This is a genomic window from Ruegeria sp. AM2 (genome assembly GCF_056540685.1).
The window spans coordinates 629050-646211 of sequence record NZ_JBQFXE010000001.1 but is presented as its reverse complement, the minus strand read 5'-3'; the positions used below and the strand labels follow the sequence as shown (position 1 = coordinate 646211).

General features: G+C 58.1%; 17 protein-coding genes. 13 read left to right on the top strand and 4 right to left on the bottom strand.

The window, feature by feature from the left end:
- The first annotated feature begins 32 nt into the window (after positions 1-32).
- The 3 genes from der (at position 33) to ACR0CR_RS03250 (ending at position 3309) form a co-directional block, all read left to right on the top strand.
- On the top strand, positions 33-1496 hold the full coding sequence (gene der, locus ACR0CR_RS03260; RefSeq protein ID WP_480596691.1) for a ribosome biogenesis GTPase Der: 1464 nt from the start codon (positions 33-35) through the stop codon (positions 1494-1496).
- Between the two features lie 163 nt (positions 1497-1659).
- On the top strand, positions 1660-2646 hold the full coding sequence (locus tag ACR0CR_RS03255) for a fatty acid desaturase (RefSeq protein ID WP_480596689.1): 987 nt from the start codon (positions 1660-1662) through the stop codon (positions 2644-2646).
- A gap of 84 nt (positions 2647-2730) precedes the next feature.
- Positions 2731-3309, top strand: coding sequence for a helix-hairpin-helix domain-containing protein (locus tag ACR0CR_RS03250; protein ID WP_480596687.1), 579 nt, complete (start codon positions 2731-2733; stop codon positions 3307-3309).
- 55 nt (positions 3310-3364) lie between these two features.
- Here the strand turns inward: ACR0CR_RS03250 and serS are convergent, their stop codons facing one another.
- Together serS and ACR0CR_RS03240 are read right to left on the bottom strand one after the other, a co-directional pair.
- Complete coding sequence (gene serS, locus ACR0CR_RS03245) at positions 3365-4657, bottom strand: serine--tRNA ligase (protein WP_480596685.1); 1293 nt, start codon at positions 4655-4657, stop codon at positions 3365-3367.
- A 72-nt stretch (positions 4658-4729) separates the two neighbouring features.
- Positions 4730-6394: a mechanosensitive ion channel family protein gene (locus ACR0CR_RS03240; RefSeq protein ID WP_480596683.1), complete on the bottom strand. Its 1665-nt coding sequence runs from the start codon at positions 6392-6394 to the stop codon at positions 4730-4732.
- A 192-nt stretch (positions 6395-6586) separates the two neighbouring features.
- Between ACR0CR_RS03240 and yajC the strand changes: the two genes are divergently transcribed.
- The 10 genes from yajC (at position 6587) to ACR0CR_RS03190 (ending at position 13575) form a co-directional block, all read left to right on the top strand.
- Positions 6587-6874 (top strand): preprotein translocase subunit YajC, encoded by a 288-nt coding sequence (yajC, locus tag ACR0CR_RS03235; protein WP_480596681.1) that lies wholly within the window; start codon positions 6587-6589, stop codon positions 6872-6874.
- 33 nt (positions 6875-6907) lie between these two features.
- Positions 6908-8569, top strand: a complete 1662-nt coding sequence (gene secD / locus ACR0CR_RS03230) for a protein translocase subunit SecD (RefSeq protein ID WP_480596679.1) — start codon at positions 6908-6910, stop codon at positions 8567-8569.
- Between the two features lies 1 nt (position 8570).
- Positions 8571-9539 (top strand): protein translocase subunit SecF, encoded by a 969-nt coding sequence (secF, locus tag ACR0CR_RS03225; RefSeq protein WP_480596677.1) that lies wholly within the window; start codon positions 8571-8573, stop codon positions 9537-9539.
- On the top strand, positions 9520-10278 hold the full coding sequence (locus tag ACR0CR_RS03220; protein ID WP_480596675.1) for a TSUP family transporter: 759 nt from the start codon (positions 9520-9522) through the stop codon (positions 10276-10278). Before secF ends, ACR0CR_RS03220 begins: the two co-directional genes overlap by 20 nt.
- A gap of 9 nt (positions 10279-10287) precedes the next feature.
- A complete protein-coding gene (locus ACR0CR_RS03215) occupies positions 10288-10641 on the top strand; it encodes an Mth938-like domain-containing protein (protein ID WP_480596673.1) in 354 nt (117 codons plus the stop codon).
- A 144-nt stretch (positions 10642-10785) separates the two neighbouring features.
- On the top strand, positions 10786-11400 hold the full coding sequence (ccmA, locus tag ACR0CR_RS03210; RefSeq protein WP_480596671.1) for a heme ABC exporter ATP-binding protein CcmA: 615 nt from the start codon (positions 10786-10788) through the stop codon (positions 11398-11400).
- On the top strand, positions 11397-12053 hold the full coding sequence (ccmB, locus tag ACR0CR_RS03205; RefSeq protein WP_480596669.1) for a heme exporter protein CcmB: 657 nt from the start codon (positions 11397-11399) through the stop codon (positions 12051-12053). Before ccmA ends, ccmB begins: the two co-directional genes overlap by 4 nt.
- A 61-nt stretch (positions 12054-12114) precedes the next feature.
- On the top strand, positions 12115-12888 hold the full coding sequence (locus ACR0CR_RS03200) for a heme ABC transporter permease (protein ID WP_480596667.1): 774 nt from the start codon (positions 12115-12117) through the stop codon (positions 12886-12888).
- A complete protein-coding gene (gene ccmD / locus ACR0CR_RS03195; protein WP_480596665.1) occupies positions 12885-13043 on the top strand; it encodes a heme exporter protein CcmD in 159 nt (52 codons plus the stop codon). The genes ACR0CR_RS03200 and ccmD overlap by 4 nt, the downstream gene beginning before the upstream one ends.
- Positions 13036-13575 (top strand): DsbE family thiol:disulfide interchange protein, encoded by a 540-nt coding sequence (locus ACR0CR_RS03190; protein ID WP_480596663.1) that lies wholly within the window; start codon positions 13036-13038, stop codon positions 13573-13575. The genes ccmD and ACR0CR_RS03190 overlap by 8 nt, the downstream gene beginning before the upstream one ends.
- Here the strand turns inward: ACR0CR_RS03190 and ACR0CR_RS03185 are convergent.
- Together ACR0CR_RS03185 and acnA are read right to left on the bottom strand one after the other, a co-directional pair.
- Complete coding sequence (locus ACR0CR_RS03185; protein ID WP_480596661.1) at positions 13572-14270, bottom strand: SDR family NAD(P)-dependent oxidoreductase; 699 nt, start codon at positions 14268-14270, stop codon at positions 13572-13574. The genes ACR0CR_RS03190 and ACR0CR_RS03185 overlap by 4 nt on opposite strands.
- A 146-nt stretch (positions 14271-14416) precedes the next feature.
- Positions 14417-17107: an aconitate hydratase AcnA gene (acnA, locus tag ACR0CR_RS03180; RefSeq protein WP_480596660.1), complete on the bottom strand. Its 2691-nt coding sequence runs from the start codon at positions 17105-17107 to the stop codon at positions 14417-14419.
- Positions 17108-17162: the final 55 nt, after the last annotated feature.

Genomic DNA, 17162 nt, shown 5'->3' with positions numbered 1-17162 from the left:
GGGCGCATCTTGAGTCTTGAAAGTCAAATGTCATGTCGCTGACCCTCGCCATCGTGGGGCGCCCGAATGTGGGCAAATCCACACTGTTCAACCGCCTTGTGGGCAAACGTCTGGCCTTGGTCGACGACCAGCCTGGTGTAACGCGTGACCTGCGCGAAGGTGAAGGGCGTCTTGGCGATCTGCGCTTTACCGTAATTGACACGGCGGGCCTTGAGGATGCGACCGATGACAGCCTTCAGGGCCGGATGCGGCGTCTGACCGAGCGCGCGGTGGATATGGCGGATGTCTGTCTGTTCATGATCGACGCGCGGGTGGGACTGACACCCACCGACGAAATGTTTGCCGAGATCCTGCGTAAGCGGTCCAAGCATGTGATCCTTGCCGCCAACAAAGCCGAAGGCTCGGCAGCGGATGCCGGCGTTCTTGAGGCTTACAATCTGGGCCTCGGCGAACCGGTTCGCCTGTCAGGTGAGCATGGCGAGGGGATGACAGACCTGTATGCGCAATTGATGCCGCTGGCGGATGCAGCGGAGGAGCAGGCGGTCGAGGATACGCCCGAAACGGACGTCGATTTGGACGAGGATGGCGAAGGTGAGGCCCCTCTGATCACCGCCGCCAAGCCGTTGCAGGTGGCTGTTGTAGGCCGTCCGAACGCGGGAAAATCCACTCTTATCAACAAGATCATGGGCGAAGATCGCCTTTTGACGGGTCCCGAGGCAGGGATTACGCGCGATGCGATCAGCCTACGGGTTGATTGGGCCGATCCCGACGGCGACAGCACTCCGATGCGGATTTTCGACACCGCAGGGATGCGCAAAAAGGCCAAAGTGCAGGAGAAGCTTGAAAAGCTATCGGTCTCTGATGGTCTGCGTGCCGTGAAATTCGCCGAAGTGGTTGTTGTCCTGTTGGATGCGGCCATACCATTCGAACAGCAAGACCTGCGCATCGCCGATCTGGCTGAACGCGAGGGCCGCGCGGTTGTTGTCGCAGTGAACAAATGGGACATTGAAGAAGACAAACAAGAAAAGCTACGCGATCTGAAGGAGTCATTCGAACGCCTGCTGCCGCAGTTGCGTGGTGCACCGTTGATTACTGTATCGGCCAAAACAGGGCGCGGGTTGGAGCGTTTGCGTGCAGCCATCCTGCGCGCCCACGACATTTGGAACCGGCGTGTGCCGACAGCCGCGCTGAACCGCTGGCTGACGGCCATGCTGGAACAGCACCCGCCACCAGCGCCGCAGGGCCGCCGCATCAAACTGCGCTATATGACTCAGGCGAAAACGCGACCGCCAGGGTTTGTGGTGATGTGTTCGCATCCCGACAAGATGCCCGACAGCTACACCCGTTATCTGGTCAACGGTTTGCGTCAGGACTTCGACATGCCAGGCACACCGATCCGGCTGACATTGCGTGGTCAGGGTGACAAGAACCCCTACAAGGGGCGGCGCAAGAAAAACGCAGGCGCGTTGGCCAAACATCTCAAAGGTCGCGCGTAACTGCGCCAATTTTCAGCATTTTCAGCGCAGGGGCGTGACAGGCCCGGAACGGCACGCTAGCATTCACTAGCGTGCATTTGTTTTCGCACGCTGCTTGTCTGCGGGCGATCCGCATCTAATTTTGAAATCGAATTGAACCGGGCCATCGTGGGGAGCGGACTGGATGGATCTGAGAGAATATACTCGACAATACGCGGTCCAGGATAACCGGTTGGCCGCACTTAGCTATTTCGGAACGTTTTTCGTATATTTTGCCTCGCTATCGCTGGCGATATCTTATGTAGATCGTTGGTACATCCTTGTCCCATCCGGGGTAGTTTTTGCGTTTTCGGCAGTACGTCTTTACGTTTTGCAGCACGATTGCGGCCATCATTCTCTGTTCGAAACACGAGAGCAAAATGAATGGGCAGGCCATGGGTTATCGCCGTTCACATTCGCGCCTTTCGAGGTCATGAAGCAGAATCACAATCTGCATCATTCCGGCATTGGAAATCTCGAGCATCGTGAAACGGGTGAAATCCACACTATGACGGTCCGCGAATGGAACGAGGCGGACTGGAAAGCCCGGCTGTTTTATCGCCTCTATCGCAATCCGTTCATTTTGGTGCCCGTTGGCGCGTTGTTTACCTACTTCATTCGGTATCGCTGGCCCAAAAACACAGTTCGGTTCGGTGTGACCGGAGTGCTGCTGCACAACCTATCCATCGTAGTCTTCCTAAGCCTTCTGTATCTGATTGCAGGCACTACTGGCATTCTGGTTTGGCTGGTGTTTTCGCTGTTGGGTGGGATGCTGGGTGTGTTCCTGGTCTACTTGCAGCACAATTTCGAAGACACGTATTGGGATCGCCGCCCAGACCTCGATCCCAAATTGGCCGCGCTGCACGGGTCGTCAGCGCTGGATTTCGGTTGGTGGTTCGACCACGCGGTGGCCTGTATCACCCTGCATGACATTCATCATTTCAATGCTCGTATACCGTCATATAGGTTGCGGGCTTGTCATTATAACTTGCCGCCGGAGTATACGCCCCGTCGGATCAAGTTCCCCGAGGCGGTTGCCGCGTTGAATCTGAAGCTTTGGGATGAGGATGCGAAACGTCTGGTTCCATTCCCCAATAAAAACACGACAGGGGATCTAGCGCATAGCAACTAAAACAATAACCGCGCGATCGGGTATCGACTTGCGTGTATATCTTTTGTATATGCGCTTATCTGGGAGTTAACGAAAGGAACGGGAATGACCGCAGTAACAGACGTCAAAGGAGTGGGGGCAGCGCTTGGCCAATCGTTGACTGCCAATGGCTTTAAGACGGCCGAAGCCATTGCCAAAGCCAGTCCGGCTGATTTGACTAAAGTCCCACGAGTTGGCCTCGCGCGTGCCGCAATTTTGATCGCTGCTGCGAAAGAAGCAATCACAGCGAAGCCTGCTGCTCGTAAACCTGTTGCTGCAAAGACGTCCACGCGTCGCGCGCCCGCCCGCAAGCCCACAGCGCGCAAACCAGCCGTGCGCAAGACCGTGGCCGCCGCGGCCGCAGAAAAGCGCGCTGAAGAGGCTGCGCGCAAGGCAGCAGAAGAAAAGGCAGCCGCTGAGCTTGCCGCAGCCAAAGAAAAGAAGAAAGCCAAAGCCAAGGCCAAAGCGGAAAAAGCCGCCAAGAAGCGCAAAGAGATGGAGGCTGTCTTCTCGAAGGCCAAGGACAAAGTAAAGGCAAAGGTTAAAAAAGACAAAAAGTCCAAGAAGACCAGCAAGGCGAAAGACGAAAGAAAGAAAGACAAGAAGAAAGACAAAAAGAAGGATAAGAAAAAGGCGAAGAAGTAAGCCTTCGCCGCCTTTTCGTAGTTTTGAACCGGCGTTGCGTTCGACACCGGGTCTATTATGTCAGGGAACCGTCCAACTGCAGCGTCAGCTTGCCGCCTAAGTAGGGGGCCAGAACCTTGGGCAGCGTGACAGTGCCGTCTTCGTTCTGACCATTTTCAAGCACGGCGATCAAGCAGCGTCCAACGGCCAGACCGGAACCGTTCAGTGTATGGACGAATTCCGGTTTGCCACCCGCTTCGGGACGGAACCGCGCGTTCATGCGCCGCGCCTGAAAATCACCACAGGTCGAGACCGAGCTGATCTCGCGGTAGGTGTCCTGACCGGGCAGCCAGGCCTCGATGTCAAAGGTGCGCCGCGCGCCAAAGCCCATGTCGCCGGTGCACAGGATCACGGTGCGATAGGGAATGCCCAGCTTTTCCAGAATACCCTCAGCGCAGCGCAGCATGCGTTTCTGTTCCGCGTCCGACTTGTCTGGATGCGTGACCGAGACCATCTCGACTTTTTCGAACTGGTGCTGACGCAACATTCCGCGCGTGTCTTTACCCGCGCTGCCAGCCTCAGAGCGGAAGCAGAGCGAATGCGCAGTATAGCGGCGGGGCAGGTAGCTTTCCTCGATCATCGTGTCGTTGACGATGTTGGTCAGCGAGACCTCGGACGTCGGGATCAACCACCAGCCTTCGCGGGTCTGATAGCTGTCCTCGCCGAATTTCGGCAACTGGCCGGTGCCTTGCATCATCTCGGACAGAACCAAAACCGGGCCGTTCACTTCGGTCAGTTCGTTTTCATTGATATGCGTGTCCAGCATGAACTGCGCCAGCGCGCGGTGGATACGCGCAACGCCACCGGACAGCAGCACAAAGCGAGAGCCGGAGAGTTTGGCGGCGGTCTCGAAATCCATGCCGTTCTGAACGGATGCGATTTCAAAATGCTCTTTTGGCGCAAAATCCAGTTCGCGCGGGGTGCCCCAGCGCGAAACTTCGACATTATCGTCCTCATCCGCGCCTTCGGGCACGTCATCAGCAGGCAAGTTGGCGATGCGGATCAGTTGGTCTGTCAGCAGAGCGTCCAGATCCTTGGCTTCGGTCTGCATTTGCGCGATCTCGGCCTTTTTCTCGGCGACCAGCGCGCGCAGGCGTTCGAATTCAGCCTCGTCGCCGCGGCCTTTGGCGGCACCGACCTCTTTGCTGGCCTTGTTCTGTTCGGCCTGCGCGGTTTCGGCGGCCAGAATTTTGGCGCGGCGGCTTTCGTCCAGCCGCAGCAGGTCTGACGACACCGGCGCGTCCCCACGGCGCGCAAGGGCGGCGTCGAAGGCGGCTGGGTTTTCGCGAATGGCGCGGATGTCGTGCATAGTTCAGATCCTTGAATGCGTGAATCACTATGGCCGCTTATGCACCATCTGAAAGCTGGGGTGTAGCACCGGTTACGACTTATCCGTGTCCCCGTGTTCCTCATGCGCCAGATGGCCATCCCAGTCTTCTGCCGGGATTTTCGGCTCAGGCGGATCAGCCATGTAAGATGGCGTCATGATCTGCACGTTGTTCTCGTTGAATACGGCCACGATATTGCGGTGTAGATCCGAGCGTATTTTCGGAATGGTACTGCCGCGTGTGGTGTAGCCATTGATCTGATAATTGATCGCGTAATCGGCCAGTGCAGTCCACAGAACAAAGGGTTCCGGCTTGGCCTTGATGCCCTTGGTTCGATGGGCCGCCTCGATCAGCATCGCCTCGACTTTTTCAGGCGGTTCCTCATAGCCAATCCCGACAGTTGTGTGCAGCAAAAGCCCACTGCCATCGGTTTTCTTCGAGAAGTTCACCACGTCCGAATTCATCAGCTGCGCGTTGGGGATCGAGATCAGCTCATTCTTGATCGACTTCAGATGCGTCTCCATTAGCTTGATCTGCACTACATCGCCGATATGGTCACCAATCTGTATGCGGTCCCCGATTGAGGTCGAGCGGCGGTAGATCACGAAAAGGCCCGCCAGCATGTTGGACACCACCGAGTTCGCGCCCAAAGACAGCATCGCCCCAACAAGAATGGTCAGCCCCTGAAACGCTGCCGAATCCGAGCCGGGAATGTAAGGCACCGCAAAGACCAGCGCGATAAGGATGACTGCAACCCGGGCAATGTTGAAGGTCGGGTTGACCCAATGGCTTTCGAAATCGCGCATCTCGAACGTACCGGCCTCGACCGCGTCGAAGAACACGCGCATCCCTTTGATGATATAGAGCGTGATCCAGGTGATCAGCGCCAGCATGATCAGATTTGGGAAGTAGCTGATGATGCCCTTGAATATCACCAGCACCGGCTCGGTAAGGTAGGTCAGCAGTAGCTGCGCAAAATACCTTGTCTCGGCAAAAGCCAGCAACACGAAGGACAGGTAATAGTAGAAACCCAAAAAGAAGATCGTCAGCAGGATGAAGTTCATCCCGTACCGGATCAGTGCGGCGATAGCCTCGGCCTGAACATGCTTGGCGGTGGCGGTCTCGACATCCTTCAAATACCGCTGAACATACCGCAGTGTCTTGCGCCGCACTCTTCGATGTAGCCAAAGAATGACCGTGATGAAGACGGCGAATCCAACGGTCCAGCCGGCGGCCTCGATCGCGCCTGACACCCGCGCCTCATCCGTGCGGCTGGCGCGGTAGGAGACAATGGCATCATGGATCGCGTCGCCATGCAGCAGCGTCACCAGGTCGATGGCCATCTGTTCCAGATGAGCATCCGCCTCGGTCACGATCGAGACATAGGTGCCATCTGCCAGAATCTCGGTCCCAAGCTCGGTTTGGTCGAAAGTGATGGTGACCCCAGGGTTTTTCGAGGCTTCGGCCACGCCAACGATGTTGTCTTGAACCTGAGCGGCGCGTTCGGTTGCGGGCAAAGCGCTGGCGCCACGCAAATGAAACAAGGTCTCGCCATCCACGATAACCGGCGCCTTGAATATTTCGGATTGCGTATCGTCTTCTGCAGGTGCTTCGGCAGGGGTGTCCTGTGCCGACAGCGGCGCGGCAAGCAGCCCCAACCAGACTGCGGCGGCAAGCAGGCGGGCAAACAGGCCAAGGGCTTGGATTGATTGAGTCATTGGGCCTCCTACTGGGTAACTATATCCGACCAGACCCGCCTGCCTAGAACATATCTGCAACGTCACCGGGGAAACCTTGCAGACAGATACGTCAATCGGTGCGGCCTTCGCTTGCAATGCCTTGGTTCAAAGCATAGGTTCCCGCCAAATTTGCAGAGAGCCCTCTGCATCATCAGAACAAAGGAATATCCCATGGAAGGTGGCGCAATCGCCCAGTTTCTCCCGCTGATCCTGATCTTTGCGATCATGTATTTTCTGCTGATCCGTCCGCAGCAGAAAAAGATGAAAGAACATCAGGCCATGGTCGAAGCCGTGCGTCGGGGCGATCAGGTCGTCACTCAGGGCGGGTTGATCGGCAAGGTAGCGAAAGTCAAGGAAGGCGATAACGAGATCGAGGTCGAAATCGCTGATGGCGTCAAGGTCCGTGTGGTCAAGTCGACCATTGCGCAGGTTCTGAACAAGACTGAACCGGCGAAATAACTTCGCGCGACAATCCCTTGAAAAGGCAGGGTAATGCTGCAAATTGATACCTGGAAGCGGGTTCTGATCTGGACGGTCTGTGTGATCGGCCTGCTGATGGCCCTGCCGAATGCGTTTTACACGCGCGTCGAGCAATCGAATGACGCCAAAGCTGCGATTGAGCTTGGCGTCGACACCCCCGAGATGCAGGCTGAGGCGGCGCAATGGCCGAACTGGCTGCCGTCATCACTGGTCAATCTCGGGCTGGACCTGCGAGGCGGCGCGCATCTGTTGGCCGAAGTTCAGGTGGGTGACGTCTACGAATCCCGTATGGATGCGATGTGGCCGGAAATCCGCGACGCGCTGCGTGATGAACGTGCGACTGTGGGCACCATCCGCCGTCAGGACTCGGCACCGGATGAGATTCGTGTGCGTATCAGCCAGCCCGAAGGTATGCCCCGCGCGCTTGAGGTCGTGCGAGGCCTAGCCCGGCAGGTGCAGACTCTGACCGGCGTAGGCGCCACGGATATCGAGGCCCGCGCCGAGGGCGATACGATTGTCGTCCAGCTTTCCGAAGCTGAGAAATTGGCCTCTGACGACCGTACAGTGCGGCAGTCTTTGGAAATCATTCGCCGACGTATCGATGAGGTCGGCACCCGCGAACCCACAATCCAGCGGCAGGGCACAGACCGTATTCTGATCCAAGTGCCGGGCATCGGCAGCGCGGGTGAGTTGAAAGACATCATCGGGACAACGGCGCAGCTGACATTCAACCCGGTTGTCGGTCGGGGCACCGATCCTGATGCGGTGCCGGGGATCGGAGAAGAAGTGGTTCCGTCGATTGACGAGGACGGCGTCTACTACATCATCGAGTCCGCCCCCGTCGTGACCGGTGAAGAACTGGTCGATGCACAGCCCTCGTTTGACCAGAACGGTCGCCCCGCAGTCAGTTTCCGGTTCAACACCTCTGGCGCGCGGAAATTCGGTGACTACACACTGGAAAACATCGGCGCGCCCTTTGCTATCGTTCTGGATGACGAGGTGATCTCGGCCCCGGTGATCCAAAGCCATATTCCCGGCGGGTCTGGAATCATCACCGGCAACTTCACGGTCGAAGAAAGTACAAACCTGGCTGTCCTTCTGCGCGCGGGCGCTCTGCCTGCTGGGCTGGAATTCCTGGAAGAACGCACGATCGGCCCCGAACTTGGCCAGGACAGTATCGACGCTGGTAAAGTCGCGACCATGGTAGCTTTTGCCGCTGTGTTGGTGTTCATGGCGCTCAGCTATGGTCTGTTTGGCATCTTCGCCAATATTGCGCTGATCCTGAACGTGGGCCTGCTGTTCGGGCTGCTCTCACTGATCGGGGCTACGCTTACCCTACCGGGCATCGCGGGTATCGTTCTGACCGTCGGTATGGCGGTGGACGCCAACGTGCTGATCTTTGAACGCATCCGCGAGGAACTTAAATCCGCCAAGGGTCCAGCGCGTGCCATCGAACTGGGCTATGAAAAGGCGCTTTCGGCCATTCTGGACGCCAACGTGACCACATTCATCACGGCGACGATCCTGTTTGCCATGGGCAGCGGCCCCGTACGCGGGTTCGCCATCACTCTGGGTCTGGGCATTCTCACCTCGGTCTTCACGGCGATCTTTGTGACTCGCCTGATGATCGTGATCTGGTTCGAACGCCGCCGCCCAAAAATGATCGAGGTTTGACATGAGACTGAAACTCGTACCGCAAAACACCTCGTTCGACTTTTTCAGCCGCTGGAAGGTCTGGCTGGGTATCTCTGGCCTGATGATGGTTGTGGCATTCGTCTCGTTTATGCTGCAGGGCTTGAATTTCGGCATCGACTTCCGCGGAGGGACCACGATCCGGACCCAATCCGCGCAGGAAATCGACGTAGGCGCCTATCGTGACGCCATTACGCCGTTGGAATTGGGTGATGTTTCGATCACCGAAATCTTCGATCCCACTTTTGGCGAAGACGAAAACGTGGCGATGATCCGCATTCAGGCTCAGGCCGATGCCGAAGCCGTCTCGGCGGCCACGGTCACAGCCGTTGAAGAGGCGCTGAAATTGGCCGCGCCCGACATCCAATTTGTGTCGGTCGAATCCGTAGGGCCGAAAGTTTCAGGCGAATTGATTCAGACCGCCGTGATCGCCGTCGTCCTCGCGATCGGAGCCGTGCTTGTTTACATCTGGCTGCGTTTCGAATGGCAGTTTGCGCTCGGGGCCGTGGCCGCTCTGGTCCACGATGTGATCCTGACGATCGGCATTTTTTCGGAACTGCAAATCCGATTTGACCTCGCCATCATCGCGGCATTGCTGACCATTGTCGGCTATTCGCTGAACGATACCGTTGTCGTGTTCGACCGCGTGCGTGAAAACCTGCGGAAGTACAAAAAGAAAGACCTCAAAGATGTTCTGAACATCTCGATCAACGAAACGCTCAGCCGGACGGTCATGACATCGGTGACCACGTTGCTGGCGCTGATCTCGCTTTATGTGCTGGGTGGGGACGTTATCCGCGGCTTCGTCTTTGCGATGATCTGGGGTGTGATCGTCGGGACCTATTCTTCGGTCTTCGTGGCCTCGACCATTCTGCTGTGGCTGGGGGTCAAGCGCGACTGGTCCAAACCGTCGAACACGGCGGGCAACCAGTTTGCAAACATCGACGCCTGATCTGTTTGGCCAGCCCCCAGCGGGGCTGGCCATCATTTTTTGCGCAGCCTTGCTCAGCGGTATTATCCGCGGCTTTTCCGGCTTTGGAACCGCACTGATCTTCCTGCCCATCGCCACACCGTTCCTCGGCCCATTCGGTGCTCTGATCGGCCTGACCATCATGGACATTTTTGGCCCGCTTCCAAACTTGCGCCAAGCCTGGCGCGACGTTGACCGAGGCGATCTGGCGCGGCTGGTGGCCGGGTGCGCGCTTGTTTTACCGATTGGTCTGTGGGGGCTCACTCAGGTCGATCCGGATGTGTTCCGCTATGCCGTAAGCTTGCTGGCGCTCGCAATGTTGGCAATCTTGATCCTCGGGCTGCGCTATCAAGGGCAGGTGAGTCGTCTCATGGTAACGGGTATCGGATGCGCGGCAGGTTTCCTAGGCGGCGTCGCGGGTCTACCCGGTCCTGCGGTCATCTTGTTTTACATGTCGCGCCCCTTGCCGATTGCCGTCATTCGCGCAACGATCCTGTTGTTCCTGTTCGCCTTTGACTTCCTTCTATTCGGGTATCTCACCGGGATGGGCCGCGTCACGACGTCCGCAGTCCTGTTGGGCCTGCTTTTGGCCGTCCCAAACCTGGCGGGCAACTGGTTGGGTGGCTGGCTGTTCCGGCCGGATTACGAACGGCTCTACCGCGCCGCTGCCTATGTCGCGATCGCACTTGCGGCCTTGTCGGGCCTGCCGCTTTGGGGCTAGAACGCATCCATGCGCCTGAATGAGATCACCTATACCAACGCCACCCCGGTAGATGGCTACGGCCCCGGCTTTTTCCGCATCGGTGGAGAGCTTCACAATGGCCCGGTTATCACAGGCCCGGCAGGCACTGCAGAATGGGGCGGTTACACCGACGACGCGCCTTTGTTGCAGCTTGCCGATCACATTGATGTCCTTTTCATCGGCACCGGAGCAGAACTCGCACACATTCCAACTGCGCTGCGAGCCAGTCTGGAAAACGCAAGTATTGGCGTGGAAATCATGAATTCTCCTGCCGCCTGCCGCACCTACAACGTGCTTCTGTCCGAAGGACGCCGTATCGCGCTGGCCCTCATTCCTGTCTGAGGGTTCCCCTTCATCTGGCCAAAAATATCCCGGGGAGTTTGAGGGGCTGGCCCCTCACTCGCGAAATCGCCACACAGACCAGCCATCAAGCTCTGCGGCAATTCCGTCCTTTTGTCCGCCCGTACAATCCGTTAAGCGGGCCACATGACATTGACCGTGACCGATCTGGCCATCGCACGTGGCGGGGTGCCCGTGCTTGAAGGGCTCAGCTTTGCGCTGAACCCCGGCAAAGCGCTCATCCTGCGTGGCCCCAACGGTATCGGCAAGACAACCTTGTTGCGCACATTGGCTGGCCTGCAACCGCCGCTGGAAGGACACATTGAAGGGGCAGAGGATCAGATCGCCTATGCCTCACATTCCGATGGGTTGAAACCTACGCTGACGGTTGTCGAAAACCTGACCTTCTGGGCGTCTGTCTTCGGTACGCACGACATCCAGGCTGCATTGGACGCTTTTGCTCTGAACGATTTGGCAGACCGCCACGCAGGCAACCTGTCTGCTGGCCAAAAGCGCCGCTTGGGGCTTGCGCGCATGCTGGTCACGGGACGGCCGATCTGGATGCTGGATGAACCGACAGTTTCGCTCGACAAAAGCGCGGTGCAGATGTTCGCCGACGCGGTGCGTGCACATCTGGGGCAGGGTGGGTCCGCCCTGATCGCTACCCATATCGACCTCGGTCTGGACGGAGAGGTTTTGGATGTCGGCCCCAACAAGGCCAAACCCAAACCCATCGACGATTTCGACGGAGGTTTCTTGTGATCGCCCTGCTGCTGCGCGACCTGAAATTGGCCTTCCGCGCGGGCGGAGGGTTCGGCCTCGGCCTTGCCTTCTTTCTGATCGTCACCGTGCTGGTGCCGTTCTCGGTCGGGCCGCAATCCTCGCTGCTGTCGACCATCGCGCCGGGCGTTCTTTGGCTGGGTGCGCTACTGGCCTGCCTGCTGTCATTGGACCGCCTGTTGGCACTGGATTGGGAAGACGGCTCGCTCGACCTGCTGGCCACCGCGCCGCTGCCGCTTGAGGCAGTTGTTACGATCAAGGCGCTGGCCCATTGGTTGACCACCGGCCTGCCATTGGTTCTGGCCGCGCCTTTTTTGGGCGTGCTGCTGAACCTGCCTGCGCAGGGGTTCTTGTGGCTGGTGATCTCGCTGCTGATAGGCACCCCGGCGATGAGCGTCATCGGCACCTTCGGCGCAGCTCTGACCGTGGGCCTGAAACGCGGCGGCCTGTTGCTGTCGCTCTTGGTTCTGCCGCTTTATGTGCCCACGCTGATTTACGGGGCCGAAGTGGCGCGCCGTGGCGCAACCGGGATGGAGACCCAGACCCCGCTGCTGATGCTGGCCGGGGTTACAGCCGCCACAATCGCCCTGCTGCCCTTTGCCAGCGCCGCCGTATTGCGTATCAACCTTCGGTGACCTGCTTTCCGTTTGATGGAGGTCAATTGAGAAAGCACCCGACTCGGACTAGATAAGGCCCATGTCTATCGCAGCCAAAGCCAACGCCCTCTGGGAATACGCCAACCCACGCAAGTTCCTTGCCACCAGCGAACGGGTGATGCCGTTCTTCTGGTTCACATCGATCGCGTGCATCGTCGTCGGGCTGATCTGGGGATTCTTCTTCACACCGGATGACTACAAACAGGGTTCGACGGTCAAGATCATCTACCTGCACGTGCCTTCGGCGCTGATGGCGATTAATTGCTGGCTGATGATGTTGGCCACGTCGTTGGTTTGGCTGATCCGTCGCCATCACGTCAGTGCATTGGCGGCTCGCGCCGCCGCCCCGATCGGCATCGTCATGACGCTGATCGCACTCGCGACCGGAGCGATCTGGGGCCAGCCTATGTGGGGCACCTGGTGGGAGTGGGACCCGCGCCTGACTTCGTTTCTGATCCTGTTCTTGTTTTACCTGGGCTATGTCGCCCTGTGGGAAGCTATTGACGACCCGGATACTGCTGCCGACCTGACCTCGGTCCTGTGTCTGGTGGGATCGGTATTTGCAATTCTCAGCCGTTACGCGGTGAACTTCTGGAATCAGGGTTTGCATCAGGGCGCATCCGTCATGCGTGCGGCTGCTGTAATTGGCACGGATACAGAAGAAAAGGTCAGCAATATCTACTTTTATCCGCTGCTGCTGTGCATCATCGGGTTTGTGCTGTTGTTCGTTGCGTTGGTTCTCTATCGCACGGGCACAGAAATTCGCGCGCGCCGGATCAAGGCGCTGCTTGCTCGGGAAAGGGTAAATGGATGATCCCTGATCTTGGAAAATATGCGGACACCGTTCTCTGGTCCTATGTCGTATCCATTGCGCTGCTGGTGGCGCTGATCCTGTTCAGCGTGATACGGGGCCGCAAGGTCCGCGCGGAAATGGAGAAAGTCGAACAAAGGATGATGCGCAATGGCTAAAATCTCGCCTCTCATGATTGCGCCACCACTGATCTTCGGTGCATTTGCCGTGTTGGCGGGGATTGGCATGTTCCGCGATGACCCAAATGCGCTGCCCTCTGCCCGCGAAGGCCAGGCGGCGCCGCCCGTGGTCCTGACCGAGTTCAAGGGTAAAGCAAATTTTGACGACGCTACCCTGCGCGATGGAGAGGTGAAATTGGTCAACTATTGGGCCAGCTGGTGCGCGCCCTGCCGTGTCGAGCACCCAAACCTGCAGGCGCTGTCGGACGAGGGGATTCCGGTCTACGGCATCAACTACAAGGATCAGTTGGACAATGCCGAAGCTTTCCTTGTTGAACTGGGTGATCCTTACACCGGAATTGGCCGTGACGAGCAAGGCCGCATGGGGCTCGATTGGGGCGTATACGGAGTTCCGGAAACTTATGTGATTGATGGCGAAGGCACGATCATCCTGCGATTTGCCGGCCCCATTACGCAGCGCGTTATTGAAAGCACGATCCGACCGGCGTTGGAAAAAGCGGCCGGTGGCTAAAGGCGATACCCGCCGGTGACACTAAGCACCTCACCGGTGATGAACGCGGCGTCGTCTGACGCCAAAAACCGCACCGCCCCCGCGATATCGTCAGGTCGACCGGCACGACCCAAAGCCGTGTCTTTGACGAACAACTCCGTCAATTCCTCGGACCGGGGCGCTTCTGGAATGTTGATCGCGCCCGGTGCCACCGCGTTCACACGTATGCCCTGCGGCCCCAGTTCCTTGGCCATTGCGCGGGTCCAAAGGTTGAGCGCTGCCTTGCTCGCCCCATAAGTCACCGCATCACGAGGAGGCAGCACCGCGTTCATGGACGAAATACTGATGATTGATGCGCCTCGCTTCAAATGTGGTAACGCGGCAGCAAGTAGGGCCGCCGGAGCCAAGAGGTTCAGATCCAAAATAGCGCGGTGCTCTTCCGCCCGAAAATCCTCTTTCGGCGTAGACCGTACCAAACCTGCATTGTTGACGATCACATCCAACCGCCCGAACTTCTCGATCACCTGAGTCACTACAGCGGCAGGTTGATCTGATTTAGTCAGATCGGATTGCACGCCCAACGTATTCTGGAGCAGAGAAGGATCAGGTGCCGTCGTAAGCCAGGTGAACGCCACGCGGTGGTCTTGCGTTAGATCTTCAACAATCGCACGCCCGATTCCGCGCGCGCCGCCGGTTACCAAAACTACTTTTTCCATATGCGCCTCCTGGCCACACCAAAGCCGGAAATCTACGCATCTACAACTTCATCTTTTCCAAATACTCCGGAATGCGAGGTGGCGACTCGCAAAAAGAAACAGGGACGCCCTTGGGCGTCCCTGTCATACTTAAGGCAATCGCAGGCTTAGCTGGCTTTGGCCAGATTCCGCAGGACGTACTGCAGAACACCGCCGTTTTCGATGTATTCGATCTCGGGCGCGGTATCGATGCGGCACTTGAGGGTGATCGTCTTCTCAGTTCCGTCGCCATAGACGATAGTGCAGGGCAGTTCTTGCAGCGGCTCCACTCGATCCAATCCGCTGATCGAAACCGTCTCGTCCCCCTTCAATCCCAGCGACTTGCGGGTGTCCCCGCCGGTGAATTCGAACGGGATCACACCCATGCCAACCAGGTTCGAGCGGTGGATACGCTCGAAGCTTTCCGCGATCACGGCCTTCACACCCAGCAGTGCCGTACCTTTGGCCGCCCAGTCACGAGAGGAACCCGCGCCGTACTGTTCGCCGCCAAAGACGACCAGTGGCGTACCCTGGTCCTGATAGGCCATCGACGCATCGTAGATCGAGGTCTGCTCGCCATCGGGCCCTTTGGTATAGCCGCCCTCAACACTGTCCAGCATCTCGTTCTTGATGCGGATATTGGCGAATGTGCCACGCATCATAACCTCGTGGTTGCCGCGGCGCGACCCATAAGAGTTGAACTCGCGCGGTTGTACCTGACGATCAGTCAGATACTTGCCAGCGGGCGTAGTCGTCGCGAAGGATCCAGCGGGCGAGATGTGGTCGGTGGTGACCATGTCGCCCAGAATGGCCAGAACTTTGGCATTCTCGATGTTCGAGATCGTGCCGGGCTCGGACCCCATGCCCTGAAAATAGGGCGGGTTCTGGATATAGGTTGAGGTCGGCGGCCAGTCATAGGTTTCCTGCTGCGGAACTTCTACGCCTTGCCATTTCTCGTCGCCCTTGAACACATCCGCATATTTCGACTGGAATGCTTCGCGCGTCACGGTCGCTTCGACCAGCTCAGCGATTTCGCTTTGCGTTGGCCAGATGTCTTTCATGAAAACATCGTTGCCGTCTTTGTCCTGTCCAACGGGTTCGGACGTAAGGTCGATATCCATCGTTCCTGCCAGCGCATAGACCACGACCAGCGGCGGTGAGGCCAGATAGTTGGCGCGCACATCCGGCGAAATCCGACCTTCGAAGTTTCGGTTGCCCGAAAGGACCGAAGTGGCGACCAGATCGCCTTCGGAAATGGCTTCCGAGATCTCCCTTTGGATCGGACCCGAGTTTCCGATACATGTCGTGCACCCATAGCCCACAAGGTTAAAGCCGATCTTGTCCAGATCGTCCTGCAAGCCAGCGGCCTCAAGATAGGCCGAGACAACCTGGGATCCCGGTGCCAGCGAGGTTTTGACCCATGGTTTGCGGTCCAGTCCCAATGCGGCAGCTTTACGCGCCACAAGGCCCGCGCCAATCATCACGTAGGGGTTCGAGGTGTTGGTGCAGGAGGTGATCGAGGCGATCACGACCTTACCCGATTCCATGCCGTAATTCTCGCCTTTGACTTCAACCTGCTTGCCCATTGGGCGTTTGAAAGTTTCAGCCATTTCCTTGGTGAATGCGGCCTTGGCGTCGGTCAGCGCGACATAGTCCTGTGGGCGCTTCGGGCCCGAGATCGCCGGAACGATGGTGCCCATATCCAACGACAGCGTGTCGGTGTAGATCGGCGCATAATCCGCGCCGCGCCAGAAACCGTTCTCTTTCGCGTAGGCTTCGACCAACGCGATTCGGTCCTCGTCACGACCGGTGTTGCGCATGTAGCGCAGCGTTTCCCCGTCGATCGGGAAGAAGCCGCAGGTCGCACCATATTCCGGGGCCATGTTCGCGATGGTCGCGCGGTCGGCCAGCGGCAGACGATCCAGACCTTCGCCGTAGAACTCGACGAATTTGCCCACAACGCCTTTTTCGCGCAGCATTTCCACGACCTTCAAAACAAGGTCAGTGCCGGTGGTGCCTTCGACAAGTGCGCCAGTCAGTTCAAAGCCCACAACCTCGGGAATCAGCATCGAGATCGGCTGACCCAGCATCGCGGCCTCGGCTTCGATCCCGCCGACACCCCAGCCCAGAACGGCCATGCCGTTGACCATGGTGGTGTGGCTGTCCGTGCCGACCAGCGTGTCGGGGTAGGCGACCTCTTCACCGTTTTGATCGGTGTCGGTCCAGACGGTTTGGGCCAGATATTCCAGGTTCACCTGGTGGCAGATGCCCGTTCCGGGGGGCACGACGCGGAAGTTGTTGAACGCGTTCTGGCCCCATTTCAGGAACTGGTAACGCTCCATGTTGCGCTCATATTCGCGGTCGACGTTCATCTGGAAGGCGCGCGGGTTGCCGAACTCGTCAATCATGACCGAGTGGTCGATGACCAGATCGACCGGGTTCAGCGGGTTGATCTTCTGTGCGTCGCCGCCCAGACCCTTGATCCCGTCACGCATCGCGGCAAGGTCAACAACTGCCGGAACACCGGTGAAATCCTGCATCAGAACGCGGGCAGGGCGGTAGGCGATCTCGCGCGGGTTCTTACCGCCTTTCGCGCCCCATTCGGCAAACGCCTTGATGTCATCGACCGAGACCGAGAAACCGTCATCCTCGAACCGCAGCATGTTTTCCAGCACGACTTTCAGCGCGGCGGGCAGGTTCGAGAAATCACCCAGACCGGCCTCTTGCGCGGCGGGGATCGAATAATAGGAAATGGACGTGCCATTCACGCTCAGGCTGCGGCGTGTCTTGGCGGTATCCTGTCCGACTTTGATGGGCATCTGTGGCCTCCCTCTCAAATGACGTGGAATATGGGATTCGCTGGGGGGTATCTGC

What these genes read in the sequence shown, in the direction of transcription:
- der (WP_480596691.1), top strand. Translation starts at nt 33, where the DNA reads ATGTCGCTGACCCTCGCCATCGTGGGGCGCCCGAATGTGGGCAAATCC.
- ACR0CR_RS03255 (WP_480596689.1), top strand. Translation starts at nt 1,660, where the DNA reads ATGGATCTGAGAGAATATACTCGACAATACGCGGTCCAGGATAACCGG.
- ACR0CR_RS03250 (WP_480596687.1), top strand. Translation starts at nt 2,731, where the DNA reads ATGACCGCAGTAACAGACGTCAAAGGAGTGGGGGCAGCGCTTGGCCAA.
- serS (WP_480596685.1), bottom strand. Translation starts at nt 4,657, where the DNA reads ATGCACGACATCCGCGCCATTCGCGAAAACCCAGCCGCCTTCGACGCC.
- ACR0CR_RS03240 (WP_480596683.1), bottom strand. Translation starts at nt 6,394, where the DNA reads ATGACTCAATCAATCCAAGCCCTTGGCCTGTTTGCCCGCCTGCTTGCC.
- yajC (WP_480596681.1), top strand. Translation starts at nt 6,587, where the DNA reads ATGGAAGGTGGCGCAATCGCCCAGTTTCTCCCGCTGATCCTGATCTTT.
- secD (WP_480596679.1), top strand. Translation starts at nt 6,908, where the DNA reads ATGCTGCAAATTGATACCTGGAAGCGGGTTCTGATCTGGACGGTCTGT.
- secF (WP_480596677.1), top strand. Translation starts at nt 8,571, where the DNA reads ATGAGACTGAAACTCGTACCGCAAAACACCTCGTTCGACTTTTTCAGC.
- ACR0CR_RS03215 (WP_480596673.1), top strand. Translation starts at nt 10,288, where the DNA reads ATGCGCCTGAATGAGATCACCTATACCAACGCCACCCCGGTAGATGGC.
- ccmA (WP_480596671.1), top strand. Translation starts at nt 10,786, where the DNA reads ATGACATTGACCGTGACCGATCTGGCCATCGCACGTGGCGGGGTGCCC.
- ACR0CR_RS03200 (WP_480596667.1), top strand. Translation starts at nt 12,115, where the DNA reads ATGTCTATCGCAGCCAAAGCCAACGCCCTCTGGGAATACGCCAACCCA.
- ccmD (WP_480596665.1), top strand. Translation starts at nt 12,885, where the DNA reads ATGATCCCTGATCTTGGAAAATATGCGGACACCGTTCTCTGGTCCTAT.
- ACR0CR_RS03190 (WP_480596663.1), top strand. Translation starts at nt 13,036, where the DNA reads ATGGCTAAAATCTCGCCTCTCATGATTGCGCCACCACTGATCTTCGGT.
- ACR0CR_RS03185 (WP_480596661.1), bottom strand. Translation starts at nt 14,270, where the DNA reads ATGGAAAAAGTAGTTTTGGTAACCGGCGGCGCGCGCGGAATCGGGCGT.
- acnA (WP_480596660.1), bottom strand. Translation starts at nt 17,107, where the DNA reads ATGCCCATCAAAGTCGGACAGGATACCGCCAAGACACGCCGCAGCCTG.